Genomic DNA, 13,241 nt, shown 5'->3' with positions numbered 1-13,241 from the left:
TTATATGGAAGAACAGCTTATCAAAGAAATACCGCTTGAAAACAACCTCCGGCTGGAAATCTATGATGCCTCGCGGCCGCTGGCTGGCGACCGCTGGCTGGTTAAACTGACCGCCCGCATCCACATCCCGGTGGATGAGGCGTTAACCGATGCGGAAGCGGGGCTTCCGACCCCCTCGGCGGTCAAAGAACTGATCGGCGACAGCCTGGTGTTTGAGCAGAATAAAATCCGGCATTTTATTGACGAACGCGAAAAGGACGATATCTTTCAGGCCATGCTGGATAATTTGCTCAACCATTCGCTCACCTATCTTTCCCATCCGGAGTTTGCCAAACGCTACACCATTAAAACGTTTAAGGAGAAGGAAAAGCAGAAAGCCTGGCAGAGCAAGGCATGAAAACCACGGCCTTTCTATATATCCGGCTGTCCGGGATGCGCTGGTAAGGCGCCAAAATGCCGGTTGAATAATTCTTTTGGATTTGCCAATATAATCGAACTCAAAAAAATTTTATAGATTATCCATATGAAAGCCCGTATATACTCAGCCATGCGGCAGGGGCCGCGCAATACCCAGGAAGACTGCCTGCTGGCCGTCCAGGACATCTTTCAATCCGATGCGATTGAAAAAGAAAGTGAAGCGGAAGCGCAATCCCTGATATTTGCGGTTTGCGACGGGCTTGGCGGACACCAGGCCGGTGATCGGGCCAGCCATTTTGTCTGCAAACAGCTTAAAGCCAAATACCAGGCAAACGACTTTGAAACCCGGGACATCCCGGTGATAATGAGAAACATCCAGAATGCCGCCAGTCATCAACTGCCGGCCAATTCCGGCACAACCCTGGCCGGGCTGTTTGCCACCCATGAGATGATCCATGTGTTTAACACCGGGGACAGCCGGGTATACAAGCTGGATAAAAGTGCGGCCCATTATATCTCGCATGATCATTCGGTGGTGCAGGAGCTGATTGATAACTACCTGATTCTCCAGCAAACCGCCAGACACCACCCCTATCGGAACCTGGTGGATTTCGGGATCGGCCCTCTGTTTGTCGACGCGTGGGAAAATCATGCGGTGTTTGTGCACTCAGAGGCCTATCAAGCACCCGCCACCTTTCTGCTCTGCAGCGACGGATTAAGCGATCAAATGATGGAGACGGAAATGCATGACATTTTAATGCCAAGTCCTGTCAAAAGCGGCAGAAAGCTGTTGTCTGAAGTTTCTGAAAAGGGCCTGATTGATAATACCAGCTTTATTATTGTCCAGTTTTTATAATACAGAGATGATAACTGAAAAATTTTTGATCAAATTGACGCCCATTTTTCAGGCGGCAGGATAGGCGGAGCGGACAGAATGGAAGATATCATCAAAAAATGCCTGCCCACCTATGAAATTATCAGCCGCATTGGCGAAGGGGTCAATGGCGTTGTCTATCATGTCCGCGACAACCTGAAGGAACGCGCCGTCAAGGTGGTGCCGATCATGGTGGAGCGCTCCATCAACTATAAAACCACCAAGGATCTGGATTCCAAAATATCCCATGATTTTCATGCCGTGCAGGCCTATTACAGCAAAATCAAAGGCGACGGCGTAGTTGAAATTCATGATTTTCACCTGGTGGACAAGCAGGTATCCAAACAGGAGGCCAAAGCCTATCTGGTTCTTTTAATGGAGTACTGCCCGGACAACCTCCTGCATTACGTGCTCGACCATTACCCCCTGGCCCCGGACACATGCCAAAAACTGATGCGGGATCTGGCGGAAATATTAAAGCGGCTCTCGCACAGCCGCGTGGAATCATTTATTGTAAAGGATCTAAAGCCCTCCAACCTTCTGCTAAACAACGCCAACCAGCTGCTGATAGGCGATCTCGGAGGTCTGCAGCGCGTAAGCAGCATTTCAGCATCGCCCAATGCCCAGTTTACGCCCAACTGGTCCGCCCCGGAGATACTCATTCGCAGTGAAAGCACGGGCATTGCCAGCCTGGTCTATTCCTATGGGTTTGTCTCCTACTTTATCTGGTTCGGCGCACTTCCCTATGAAAATACGGATTTTAACGAACGTATCCGCCGGGTAAAATCCGATGGACTGGAATTTCCCCGAAAGGACATGCCAGAGCCCATCCAGCGCTTGATCCGGGAATGCGTCAATTACGCCCCAAAGGACCGGCCCGCGGATTTTGAGGCCATTTTAAACCGGCTGAACGGTAAAGCTGCCCCGAATAAGGAAAGGCCCGCCTCAGAGGACGCATCTACCGCCAAGCCGGCTAAAAAGACGCAAAAACTCAGGCCCCAATCGAGGCGATCCAAAAATAAGGACACCAAGCGCTCGGACATGCATAAGGCCGGGGATATCTGGGTGGAACCGGTAACCGGAATGGAATTTGTCTGGATCCCGTCCGGAGCCTACCGAATGGGCTGCGGCAACTGGGATTCAGAGGGCAACCGGGATGAATTCCCGGTGCATGAAGTTTATATCGACGGGTTCTGGATGGCCCGTTATCCGGTCACCCAGATGCAGTGGAAAAAGGTTATGTCCTCTTCCCTCTGGAAAATGGTCAAGGCGAATAATCCGGCCTGGTTCAAGACAGGGGATGCGCACCCGGTTGAGCAGGTATCCTGGCATGATACCCATGAATTCATCCAGAAACTTGCCTCGACAAACAAAGGGCGATACCATTTCCGGCTGCCCACCGAGGCGGAATGGGAGTATGCCGCCCGGAGCTGCGGCAAAGCGCATAAATTTTCCGGCGGCCAGGATCTGGACAAACTTGCCTGGCATTACGGCAACAGCAGCATGACCACCCAGCCGGTGGGCCAAAAACAGCCCAATCAGCTGGGACTATACGATATGAGCGGAAACATTTATGAATGGTGCCTGGATGTCTACCTGGAAGATGCCTATAAAAGACATGACCGAAAAAACCCGGTCATCAGAAACCAATCCGGGCGAAGGGTTATCCGGGGCGGCAGCTGGTCCAACTCCGCCCATGAGGTGCGCTGCGCCTACCGGGGCAATGTGTCACCGGATTTCAAGGGCAATTATATCGGCTGCCGCCTGGTCATGACCCCGGTCAGCCGGAAGATGGTGTTAGAATAACAAGAGCTGAACGATCTGATCGGCCAGCCCGCTAAGATTTAAGCCTTCCCCGGATCAAATTTTCGAATACGTCCACCGCATACCTTATTTCCCCCCACCCGGCGCGTTTGAGGTGCATGCCCACGGCCTGATAGGAAATCGGCTTGTTCCAGCCGGCAGCTATCTGCTGCTGGGTCATACCGGCCAAAGCACCCATTACCGCCCTGGCCTGATTCGGGGTCCAGCGCCCGGCAATGGCGCCGGCCAAAAAAAGCATGCCGTCTATGGCGCGGGTTGCGGCCTGGCCGTCCATGGCAAAGCGCAGAGTGCCTGACCCCGGTGCGGCCATGGATTCAAGGAGTTTTCCGGATCGCCTGAAGGCCGCCCCGTCCCCGCCGGAAATATTTCCCGCCGGCACATAATCCACCGGCCCGACCCCTATGGCCATCCGCACATCCGTCTCGCGCACCGGGGCATGCGCCCGGATAAATGCCCGAAAATAGAGCCCGGCCCGAAGTGCCGCAGCCGGTTCGGCAACAAGCATCTGCCAGCCGTCCCCCCGGAAAACATCCACCGGCTCGGGCATGGCCGCCCCAAACACCTGGTTTAACCGGCGCCCGCCCTCAAGTACCAGGTGATAAAGTTTTTGACGAGTTTCGGCCGACAAGGGGGAGAACCCGATAAAATCCCCCGAGATCACCGCATAATCGGCAGATAAACGGACTTGCATACCCAACCTTCCATCAACCACTATTTGTCCGGGTGCTGACCAGGAAAAAACACACCCCGATCAGCATGATTACCGCCCCAACGGAAAAGGCAAACTGCAGCTCAATCGTATCCATTATAATACCGCCGCAAAGCGAGCCGAAAAGCATGCCCAGGCTGTGGGCCACGGTGACCAGAGACATCACCGAGCCCATGGCCTGCCGACGGTTGCCGGCAATGACCGCCAGCGCCATGAGCGCCGGCATTGATATCCCCCCGCCCACGCCGAATATCATATTGGCGGCAAAAAGATCCCAGAACCCCTGGGCCAAAGCCAAAAGCAGCGTGCCGCCCGCCGCAATCAAACCGCCGAGCATCACCAGCCGCCGTTTATCCATCCGATCGGCAATCCAGCCCATGGGAATATGGAGCAGGCCGCTTACAAAAACGCCCAGCATGACCAGGATGCCAATGGCAGAGCCGGAAAGGGAAAAGCGGATATCCCCGTAAACCGGCAGAAACCCCCAGATGATGCCGATACACGTGGCATAAACGAGCCGGAAAACAAAGAGGCTCAGAATCATCCGGTCAACCAGCAGCTGGCGCCAGGGGCGGGGCTGATAGCCACTGACCACGATATACTCCCCGGCTCGCGGCGGCAAGCAGAAAAACGTCAGAAAAAAGGCCGTCAAGGCCAGTCCGCCCATGCAGGCAAAGGCCACCTGGAGGCTGAAAAAATCCTTGATCACCCCGCCCAAAAGCGGGCCCAGGCTTAAGCCCAGGAACACGGACATATTAAACATCCCCATGGACAGCCCTTCTTTGCCGGTAGGCGTGATATCGCCCACATAGGCTTGGGCGACCGGCATAATCATGGCCGAGGCAATCCCCTGGATGATACGGATCGTAATCAGGGTTTCAATGCGGGTGGCCATGATAAATGCAGCGGCCACCAGGAAATATCCGAACAATCCGAGCGTGATAAACGGCTTCCGTCCCTTTCGGTCCGACCAGCGGCCGAACCAGGGCAGAAAAAAGGTCCGGGTCAGGGAAAAACCGCCGAAGATAAGGGCGATGTATAGGCCGCTCGCACCCAGGTCATGGGCATACACCGGCAAAAGCGGTACAACAATGCCCACCCCGGTAAGGGTGGCAAAAATCGAAAAAAACAGGGTTGAAAATATTTTCGGGTCCATACGTTCCATACGGGCTACCCCATAACACCCATATTTATTATGCACAACGGAATTCGGCCGGGTTCCCACGGTGAATTTATTCTGGCGAGAAACCCCATAACCATGGGGTTTCTCGCATGTGAGGTCGGCACGGTGGCCGACCCTACAAAATGTCGGCATTGTCGCGTAGGGCGGGCCACCGTGCCCGCCTGAAAAATAGATAGAACAAATTTACCGTGCCGGGTTCCGATTTTGTCATGGGGCTTATTTATGGGGCTTATTTATGTTTGACACATCACCAAATCTCATGTAACCGATTTAACTTGAAGTATAAGTTCAGAATGGTTGCAGATCGCAGTGCCGGGAGAAACCGGTGCTTCAGGAAAATACGGTTTTATTTGAGGAGGTGTCGATGAAAAAATGGGGCGGAATCCTATTCGTACTTCTCTGCACGGCTTTGTTATTCCTAATCTTTAACGACCCGGCGCTTGCCACGGAGGCCGCGGAGGGCACTGCCGCCGCTGACCCCATAGCTGAACATGCCTGGTGGTTCTGGCCGGTGGTGCTGTTCGTTGTGACGTTTATAATGGGCATATTCGCGGTTTTGGGCGGCGTTGGCGGCGGGGTGCTGTATGTCCCCATTATCAGCGGTTTTTTCCCGTTTCATCTGGATTTTGTCAGGGGCGCGGGCCTGCTCGTGGCACTGACCGGCGCCCTGGCTGCCGGCCCCGGGCTTTTAAAATCCAGCCTGGCCAGTCTTCGCCTGGCCATTCCGGTGGCGCTCATCGCCTCTTCATGCGCGATCGTGGGGGCCATGGTCGGCCTGGCGCTGCCCACCAATCTCGTCCAGATCTTTCTCGGCGTGGTCATCATTTTTATCTGTATTTTGATGCTGACCGCCAAAAAATCCACTTTTCCTGATATCCAGCAATCTGACAAGCTGTCTTCGGTTTTAAGGATTTACGGCGTCTATTACGAAGACAGTCTGGGCAAGGACATTGACTGGAAGATTCACAGAACGCCGATTGGCCTGCTGCTTTTTATCGGTGTCGGCCTCATGGCGGGCATGTTCGGCTTAGGTGCCGGCTGGGCCAATGTGCCGGTTTTAAACCTCGTCATGGGGGCGCCGCTTAAAATCAGTGTGGCCACCAGCAAATTCCTGCTCTCAATTACCGACACCTCCGCTGCCTGGGTTTATTTGAACAAAGGCTGCGTCATCCCGCTGATGGTGGTCCCCTCGGTGGTGGGCATTATGCTGGGATCATTCGTCGGCGTTCGGTTGCTAAAAATCGCCAAGCCGAATATGATCCGCTGGATGGTCATCGCGATTCTGGCGTTTGCCGGCATCAAGGCACTTCTTAAAGGACTCGGAATCGGATAGCGATCAAGAATAAATTACAGGAGGCATCAAATGGCTCAAGTTGAAATCGATCTGGAAAAAGCCAGTAAAGAACAGCTCCTTTATGCCAATGTGCTCGAGAAAGGCATGTACCTCGGGCTGCTCGCCCTTCTTATCACCTTTGTCATCTATGTCACCGGAATTATGCCGCTTCGCATCCCGATGGAGGAGCTGCCGAAATACTGGCAGATGAGCTCCAGCGACTATCTGCAAATCGCCGGCATTGAGTCCGGCTGGGGATGGGCAAAACTGCTGGGATACGGGGATTTTCTGAACTTCCTGGGTATCGCCTTTCTGGCCGCGGTGACCATTATCTGCTACATCGCGATCATCCCCACATTGGTAAAAAAGAACGACTATGTCTATGCCACGCTGGCAGGCATTGAAGCCGCCGTCCTGCTCCTGGCCGCAAGCGGTTTGCTGGCAGCGGGGCATTAGCGCCCGTCGCATCAAAGGACTTTTTGCGAAGCCGTCAAGGTTTCAGGATGGGCATGCCACGCGCCATCCTGAAACCCGGGCGCCGCTTAAGAAAATCAATTAAGGCTTTTTTAGCTCAACAATCGTTGCCCCCCAGCCCCCGCCCGTCGCTTCCGCATCGGCAAACCGGGCGACCCGGTTATCTTTTTTCAGTATACTGTGCACCCGCTTTTTCAACACCCCCTGGCCTTTGCCGTGGATGATGCGAAGGGAATAGATCTCTTTTTCCAGGCAGGCGGCGATATAGTCATCCAACAGGTCTTTAACTTCCGCCGGCCGGAACGTATGCAAGTCAAGCGTGCCGTCAATGGGGATTTCGATAGGCTCCATGATCTTTCCTACAGACTTCTTCAAATTTGATTTTGCCATGCATTATGGAAGCCTAAAGGCTTCCGCTACATTGTCTCTGCTGTTAAGATAACTCATTGGTATTTCTATAATATTGGCATCACCCAATGTAGGGGCGGCCTTTATATGCACGGTGAATTTGTTCTATCAATTTTTCAGGCGGGCACGGTGGCCCGCCCTACGCGACAATGCCGACATTTTGTAGGGTCGGCCACCGTGCCGACCTTAAATGCGAACAACCCCATGGTTATGGGGTTGTTCGCCAGAACAAATTCACCGTGCCTTTATGTGCTGTTCATTTGTATTATGCCGGAGAATAAATTATGATATATATATACTATGGATTTTATCTTTTTGACAAAATTGGCCGGCATTGTCGGCATCGCCTATCTGCTGGGCGCCGTCCCGTTTGGCCTGATTCTGGTAAAAACGCTGAAGGGAATGGATCTGCGCCGAATCGGCAGCGGCAACATCGGCGCCACCAATGCCCGCCGGGCCGGCGGCTGGCCGCTGGGGCTGGCCACCCTGTGCCTGGATGTTTTAAAAGGCGCGCTGCCGGTATATCTGGCTGGCGCGGTATTTTCCACACCCCAAGTTCTGCCGGCGATGGGATTGACCGCCATAGGCGCCTGCTGCGGGCACCTGTTTCCGGTATATCTTAAATTTAAAACCGGCGGCAAGGGTGTGGCCACCGCGGCCGGCTGTTTTTCGGTTATTTCGCCCATATCCCTTTTAATTGCTTTCGCCGTGTTTATGTTCCTGGCCCTTCTCTCAAACCGGGTTTCCGTGGGCTCCATGGCCGCGGCGGTTTCCCTGCCCATCGCCGTGATGCTGGTTGAAAACGCATGGGGGCTTGCGGGATGCGCGGGAGTTATCGCGCTGCTCATCATTATCCGGCACAAAGACAACATCCAAAGACTCCGGACCGGCACGGAACCCACCATCACCTGAATTGGAACGCTCAATTTAGATATCAGATAAAGATGAGCGAGCCGATCACGGCCAGGAGGCCGGCCAGAATGAAATGGCTCTCCATTAAAAAACTCTGGCGAAATCCCGGCGAAAACTCGCCGTGTTCATGGATATAGAGAAAAATCATCATCATGAGCGGGCTCCAGCCGATCAGCAGCCCGGGCAAAGCGACCAATCCCGCGGCACTGGCGGCCCAGATAAAAACCGCCATGGCGCCGGACAGAATCTTTAACAGCCGCATGGTCCGTTTTTCGCCCAGCAGAATCGGTATGGTCTCCTTACCCACAATCCGGCTTCCCTGCATATCCATGATGTCAAAGAAAGCGGTCTGCACAAAGACCAGGCAGAAAATCCAGAAAAACACGGCCGTGGTCGACAGCTGAATACCGCTTCCGTGATGCAGGGCCGGCAGCAGCGTGGTCACAATTCCCCAGGCCAGGCCCACCAACACGGTTTTTGAACCGGGTATGTCCCGAATTTTGCTCTTCCGCCGGGCGCCCACGCCCTGGGGCACCAGGCTGACGTTGTAAACAATGCCCAGGCATCCCATAAAAAAAAGCAGAATAAAAAGAAACGGCCCTCTGGCATAGGCCAGCAAAAGCACGCCTGCACCTGCGGCAAAGGTCAGTGCGGACAGCCACATCCGATTGGCCTGATAAAATGTGGCCCGGTCCGGATCACTGTAGCGGTCCGTGGAGATATCGATCAGGTTGTTGAAGGTATGCATGCACAATAGATAGAGCATGGCGATCAGGAAATCCGAAAGCGCGGGGGTGATTTTCAGCAGGGCCACTGCCGCATAGGTCAGGCAGCCGGCGCCAAGCGCAAGATAAATATTGGAGAGCAGCAGATAACGCTGTACCTGAAAGGCCCATCGCCGAAAGCGCTGCCCCTTTCGCATCAACTGGTTTTCAAGGGCCCGGTAAACCCGCTTGATGATCCAGTTCGGCGTGGAAGCCCCGGCGGTAATACCCACATGCCGGCAGTTTTCCAGCTGCCGGATATCGAGTTCCGCTTCGGTTTCAATATGCTGGGCGGGTTTTCCGGTTGAGGCGGCAATGTCATAAAGCCGCCGGGTGTTGCCGGAGTCCCGGCCGCCCACCACCACCACCGCATCCACCGATGCCGTCATCGAATGGACTTCGGCCTGACGGTTCTCCGTGGAGTCGCAGATGGTATTAAAAACCTTGTAATGGGGATGGCTCTGCCTGACCCACTCGCGGACCTGTTCGAAAAATTTGGTATTCTGGGTGGTTTGGGCGACGATGATCGCTTTATCAAAATCCGGCAGCTGATCCAGGGCCTCGATGCTGTCCGCGGTATACCCCTCGCCGCCGGCATAGCCCAGCAGGCCTTTGACCTCCGGATGCTCGCGGTCGCCGATAATGATGGACGCATATCCCTGCTTGGCGTGCTTGGCGATAATGGACTGAACCTTGATCACCCGGGGGCAGGTGGCGTCAATCACCTGAAATCCGGCATCTGAGAGGGCCTGCCGCTGCGTCGGCGGGATGCCGTGGGCGCGAACAAGCACAATGCCGTCGCCGGATTCGGGGATTTCGTCAATGACCGTAATCCCCTTCTGTGCCAGAATGGAAAGCACCTGGGGATTATGAATCAGCGGGCCATAAGTATATATGGGCGCCCGGGATTTGTTTGAGGCGTCCAGGGCCATTTCCACCGCCCGCCGCACACCCATGCAGAAACCAGCGGTCCTGGCAATCGTGATTTTCATCTACTGGGGCGTTTTTTTGAAAAAAATCTTATGATCCACCAGGGCCAGAGAGTAAATTGCGGCCCTGACGAATTTTTGTTCACCGAAAATATTGATTAACCGGTAACCGCCCTCTTCGGGTTCAACGGTATCTACGGCTTCCATGATCAGCTCCTGCTGGTCGCCATCGATCATGTATGCACTGGCTTCGCACATAGTTCTATCCTTATATATTTGATTGCTACCGGGCTAATGCCGGTTTTAAATAAATTTCAATCAGTTCCTCGATCAGGTGGGGCAGCGGAATCGATGCGGTTCCGATGATCTCCGCATTTTCCTGGGACAAGGGGATCAGATATTTTTTGGCCGCACTTGAGGCCACCGCCTCAGCCATCCGGGGTGTCACCTCGCCCATCATGGCATTGGCCATGATAATGCCCACCGGCCCGATGATCATATCCACCCGGGAGACCGTCTGGACAATCGCGTTTTCCCCGGATGCCCCCCGGTTGGCACGGGCTTTGAGCATCTGGGCCGTGGCAATGGCATTGGTGCCTAACGCAATGATATCGACCTGCTCCTCAAAAAAATCCCGCAGGCGCTTGATGACCGTTGCCCCGATGCCCCCGCCCTGACCGTCAATAATGCAGATTTTAACCATAGCCCCCTGCTCTGGCTTTTCTTTAAAAATGCTTAATTTTTAAAAATAGGAATAATTCTATCGAATGCAAGTCATGGATCAATGCCATTAACTTAAGACTGAAAGTCGGCTCGGTTGTCATTCCGAGCGACAGCGAGGAATCTTTTATTTGCATGGCTTTTTAAGATTTCTCGTCACTGTCGTTCCTCGAAATGACAGCGGCGGAAGGCTAAAGTAAATGACATTGAGTCATAGATTATTCCACGCGGAAAAAGTTACTCATACAACAGCGGCGGTATAAATCGCTTAACACTCTGTCATAATTTGCGGATCTTACGCTGATGCTTCCGCTTCTGCTTGGGCGGCTTCTTGCCCGGCCCCTTTTTGCGGGTATCCAGCCTGCCTCCGGCATCCTCTTCCGCTTCCGGGGAAAGCCCCTTTACGTTCATATATTCCGCCATCTCCAGCTTCTGTTCAAACTCCAGAGAGTCAATAACGGCTGCCCCGTTGGATTCGGAGAACCCGGTGACTTCCCGGTCCGAGCTCACCACCAGGGCTTTTTGTCCCTCCCGCTTTGCCATGCGCTTGATCACGGCATCCGCTGACTCCCCGTGCCGGGAGAATCTAACATTAATGCCCTTTTCCCGGTCCGTCCGATCAAATACCGAATACTGGGCCGCCCCGTCAAACACCACGGTGATCTGATGCCCCTTCATCCGTTTATACGCCGCCAGCCGTTCCAAAAGCGTCTGGCGGCCGAGTTCCAGATCCTCTTGATCCATCGGGCCCATCGCGCGGGATTGCCGAATCAGATTATAACCGTCGACGATGATATGAAGTGCCATAAGTTGATGGACTCGTAAAAAATCGATTCCGGGACGGCAAAGAAAAAAGTTCAAGATCGCGGCGCGCAAATCCCGAGGAATGCAGCGTACTGACTCGTACGTGAAATTCCGAGGGATGCAGCGCAACAAAGATATTGGACTTTTTGCGAAGCCGTCATAAGTTACTCGGTTTTAAGCAGATTCAGAAGCCGGTCCAGGTCTTCATTACTGTAGAATTCAATCTCCACCCGGCCCTTCTGGCCCCGCCGGCGGATCTGGACCTTGGTGCCGAAGCGGTGCGACAAGTCCTCTTCAAGACTTGAAAAATAGATATCCTCGGGGCGCTTGGAGGGCTCCGGCTTGGGCTGGGCCTGGGCGTTTAACCGGTGAATCAGCTTTTCGGTCTCCCGGACCGAAAGATCCCTGGACAGCACCAGCTTAAAGGCCTTGCGCTGGATGGCGGCATTTTCCGCCCCCAGAAGCGTCCGGGCATGGCCCATGGAGAGCTTTCCCCCGCGGATCGCCGCCTTGATTTCATCCGGCAGATGGTTGATGCGCAGAAAGTTGGCGATTGCTGACCGGCTTTTGCCCACCCGCTCCGCGATATTTTCCTGGGTAAGCTCAAATTCGGTCATCAGCCGCTGATATGCCTCAGCCTCTTCCATGGGGTTTAGGTTTTCCCGCTGGATATTTTCAATGATGGAAATCTCGATCAATCCGGCGTTGCTGATGTCTTTTAAAACAACGGGCACCTTGTATACGCCCGCCATGCGCGCCGCCCGCAGCCGGCGTTCGCCGGCGATCAACTCATAGCCCCCTTTTGATTCCCTGACCAAAAGCGGCTGCAGAACGCCTTGGGTCCCGATGGATTCAGCCAGATCCGCCATTTCCTTTTCCGCAAATTCCCGGCGCGGCTGATAGGGATTCGGATGAATGCTGTCGATATCGCATTCAAAATAACTGACCGGTGCCTGGTCATCTGCATCGCCAATATCCGGAAAAAGGGCATCCAATCCTTTGCCCAGTCCGCTCTGGCGGCTTTTTTTGCGCTTTCCGGCGTTATCCTCCGCCTCTGTTTTTCCCTTCGGCATGATCATTCCATCCCCAAAAATCGTGGTTATTTGCCGCTTTTATGGCCGTTCATGATCTCTGCGGCCAGCGCTTTATAGCTTTCAGATCCGGGTGATGCGGGATCATAAAAAATAATCGGTTTACCGTAGCTGGGCGCCTCCCCCAGCCGAACCGTTCGCGGAATGCGGGTTTTAAACACCATGTCCTTGAAATAGGTTTCCGCGTTCTCCGCCACCTGTCTGGCCAGATTGGTCCGTCGGTCAAACATGGTCAGAAGGATGCCTTCGATTTTCAAGGCTGGGTTCATTCCCTGTTTGATCCGCTTGATGGTCTGGAGCAGCTGGCCAAGCCCTTCCAGTGCATAGAACTCGCTCTGCAGCGGAATGAGCACCGAATCTGAGGCAACCATGGCGTTCAGGGTCAAAAGGCTCAAGGAGGGCGGACAATCCAGAATGATATAATCATATCCGTCGGCACAGCGCGACAAAAGGGAACGCAGCACCTTTTCCCGATGGTCATCCGCCATCATTTCAACCTCAAACCCGATCAACTCCACCCGGGAGGGAATCATGGAAAGGCCCTTTACATCGGTATCGACAATAATGTCTGAGACCTCGGACTGACCGATCACCCCTTGGTAGAGGTTCCGGTCGATGGAGGCCTTGTCGATGCCCATACCGGTGGTGGCATTGGCCTGGGGATCACAGTCCACAAGCAGGGTCCTGGCCCCGGCTACAGCCAGTGCGGCGGAGAGGTTGATCGCCGTGGTGGTTTTACCGACCCCCCCTTTTTGATTTGCGATACAGATAATATGTGTCATAATAGTGCCTTTTAGCA

Annotated in this window: 15 protein-coding genes; 6 read left to right on the top strand and 9 right to left on the bottom strand. The window is 54.0% G+C overall.

The genetic code is table 11. The features are described from left to right. Positions 1-4 precede the first annotated feature (4 nt). The 3 genes from U5L07_17645 to U5L07_17635 all read left to right on the top strand — a co-directional run bounded on the left by U5L07_17645 (position 5) and on the right by U5L07_17635 (position 3,097). Positions 5-397: a hypothetical protein gene (locus U5L07_17645; protein ID MDZ7833573.1), complete on the top strand. Its 393-nt coding sequence runs from the start codon at positions 5-7 to the stop codon at positions 395-397. A gap of 126 nt (positions 398-523) precedes the next feature. Continuing rightward, positions 524-1,273 carry a PP2C family serine/threonine-protein phosphatase gene (locus U5L07_17640; GenBank protein MDZ7833572.1) on the top strand — a complete coding sequence of 250 codons (750 nt, stop codon included), beginning with the start codon at positions 524-526 and terminating at the stop codon, positions 1,271-1,273. Between the two features lie 78 nt (positions 1,274-1,351). Further along, entirely contained in the window at positions 1,352-3,097 is a 1,746-nt protein-coding gene (locus U5L07_17635; GenBank protein ID MDZ7833571.1) for an SUMF1/EgtB/PvdO family nonheme iron enzyme, read from the top strand. Between the two features lie 31 nt (positions 3,098-3,128). On the opposite strand, the gene U5L07_17630 is transcribed toward U5L07_17635, so the two are convergent. Together U5L07_17630 and U5L07_17625 are read right to left on the bottom strand one after the other, a co-directional pair. Beyond that, complete coding sequence (locus tag U5L07_17630; GenBank protein ID MDZ7833570.1) at positions 3,129-3,806, bottom strand: hypothetical protein; 678 nt, start codon at positions 3,804-3,806, stop codon at positions 3,129-3,131. 13 nt (positions 3,807-3,819) lie between these two features. Further along, positions 3,820-4,989, bottom strand: coding sequence for an MFS transporter (locus tag U5L07_17625; GenBank protein MDZ7833569.1), 1,170 nt, complete (start codon positions 4,987-4,989; stop codon positions 3,820-3,822). Between the two features lie 382 nt (positions 4,990-5,371). Here U5L07_17625 and U5L07_17620 point away from each other — a divergent pair, with 382 nt between their 5' ends. Further along, positions 5,372-6,340, top strand: coding sequence for a sulfite exporter TauE/SafE family protein (locus tag U5L07_17620; GenBank protein MDZ7833568.1), 969 nt, complete (start codon positions 5,372-5,374; stop codon positions 6,338-6,340). A gap of 30 nt (positions 6,341-6,370) precedes the next feature. Continuing rightward, positions 6,371-6,796 (top strand): hypothetical protein, encoded by a 426-nt coding sequence (locus U5L07_17615; protein ID MDZ7833567.1) that lies wholly within the window; start codon positions 6,371-6,373, stop codon positions 6,794-6,796. Positions 6,797-6,895: 99 nt separating this feature from the next. On the opposite strand, the gene U5L07_17610 is transcribed toward U5L07_17615, so the two are convergent. Beyond that, entirely contained in the window at positions 6,896-7,165 is a 270-nt protein-coding gene (locus tag U5L07_17610; protein ID MDZ7833566.1) for a Smr/MutS family protein, read from the bottom strand. Between the two features lie 372 nt (positions 7,166-7,537). Between U5L07_17610 and plsY the strand changes: the two genes are divergently transcribed. Next, positions 7,538-8,134, top strand: a complete 597-nt coding sequence (gene plsY, locus U5L07_17605; GenBank protein ID MDZ7833565.1) for a glycerol-3-phosphate 1-O-acyltransferase PlsY — start codon at positions 7,538-7,540, stop codon at positions 8,132-8,134. Positions 8,135-8,156: 22 nt separating this feature from the next. Here plsY and ispH read toward each other — a convergent pair whose 3' ends face one another. The 6 genes from ispH to U5L07_17575 form a co-directional block, all read right to left on the bottom strand. Further along, entirely contained in the window at positions 8,157-9,890 is a 1,734-nt protein-coding gene (gene ispH, locus U5L07_17600) for a 4-hydroxy-3-methylbut-2-enyl diphosphate reductase (GenBank protein MDZ7833564.1), read from the bottom strand. Next, positions 9,891-10,085: a CooT family nickel-binding protein gene (locus U5L07_17595; GenBank protein ID MDZ7833563.1), complete on the bottom strand. Its 195-nt coding sequence runs from the start codon at positions 10,083-10,085 to the stop codon at positions 9,891-9,893. It abuts the gene before it with no gap. Between the two features lie 25 nt (positions 10,086-10,110). Continuing rightward, positions 10,111-10,530 (bottom strand): DUF3842 family protein, encoded by a 420-nt coding sequence (locus tag U5L07_17590; GenBank protein MDZ7833562.1) that lies wholly within the window; start codon positions 10,528-10,530, stop codon positions 10,111-10,113. A gap of 296 nt (positions 10,531-10,826) precedes the next feature. Continuing rightward, a complete protein-coding gene (locus U5L07_17585; protein ID MDZ7833561.1) occupies positions 10,827-11,354 on the bottom strand; it encodes an NYN domain-containing protein in 528 nt (175 codons plus the stop codon). Positions 11,355-11,515: 161 nt separating this feature from the next. Next, positions 11,516-12,424: a ParB/RepB/Spo0J family partition protein gene (locus U5L07_17580; GenBank protein ID MDZ7833560.1), complete on the bottom strand. Its 909-nt coding sequence runs from the start codon at positions 12,422-12,424 to the stop codon at positions 11,516-11,518. Positions 12,425-12,450: 26 nt separating this feature from the next. Next, positions 12,451-13,224, bottom strand: coding sequence for an AAA family ATPase (locus U5L07_17575; GenBank protein MDZ7833559.1), 774 nt, complete (start codon positions 13,222-13,224; stop codon positions 12,451-12,453). Positions 13,225-13,241: the final 17 nt, after the last annotated feature.

The sequence above is a fragment of the Desulfobacterales bacterium genome, assembly GCA_034520365.1.
In the GTDB taxonomy this organism is placed as follows: domain Bacteria; phylum Desulfobacterota; class Desulfobacteria; order Desulfobacterales; family Desulfosalsimonadaceae; genus M55B175.
The sequence above is the reverse complement of the archived record's forward strand: the minus strand, read 5'-3'. Positions and strand labels throughout refer to the sequence as shown.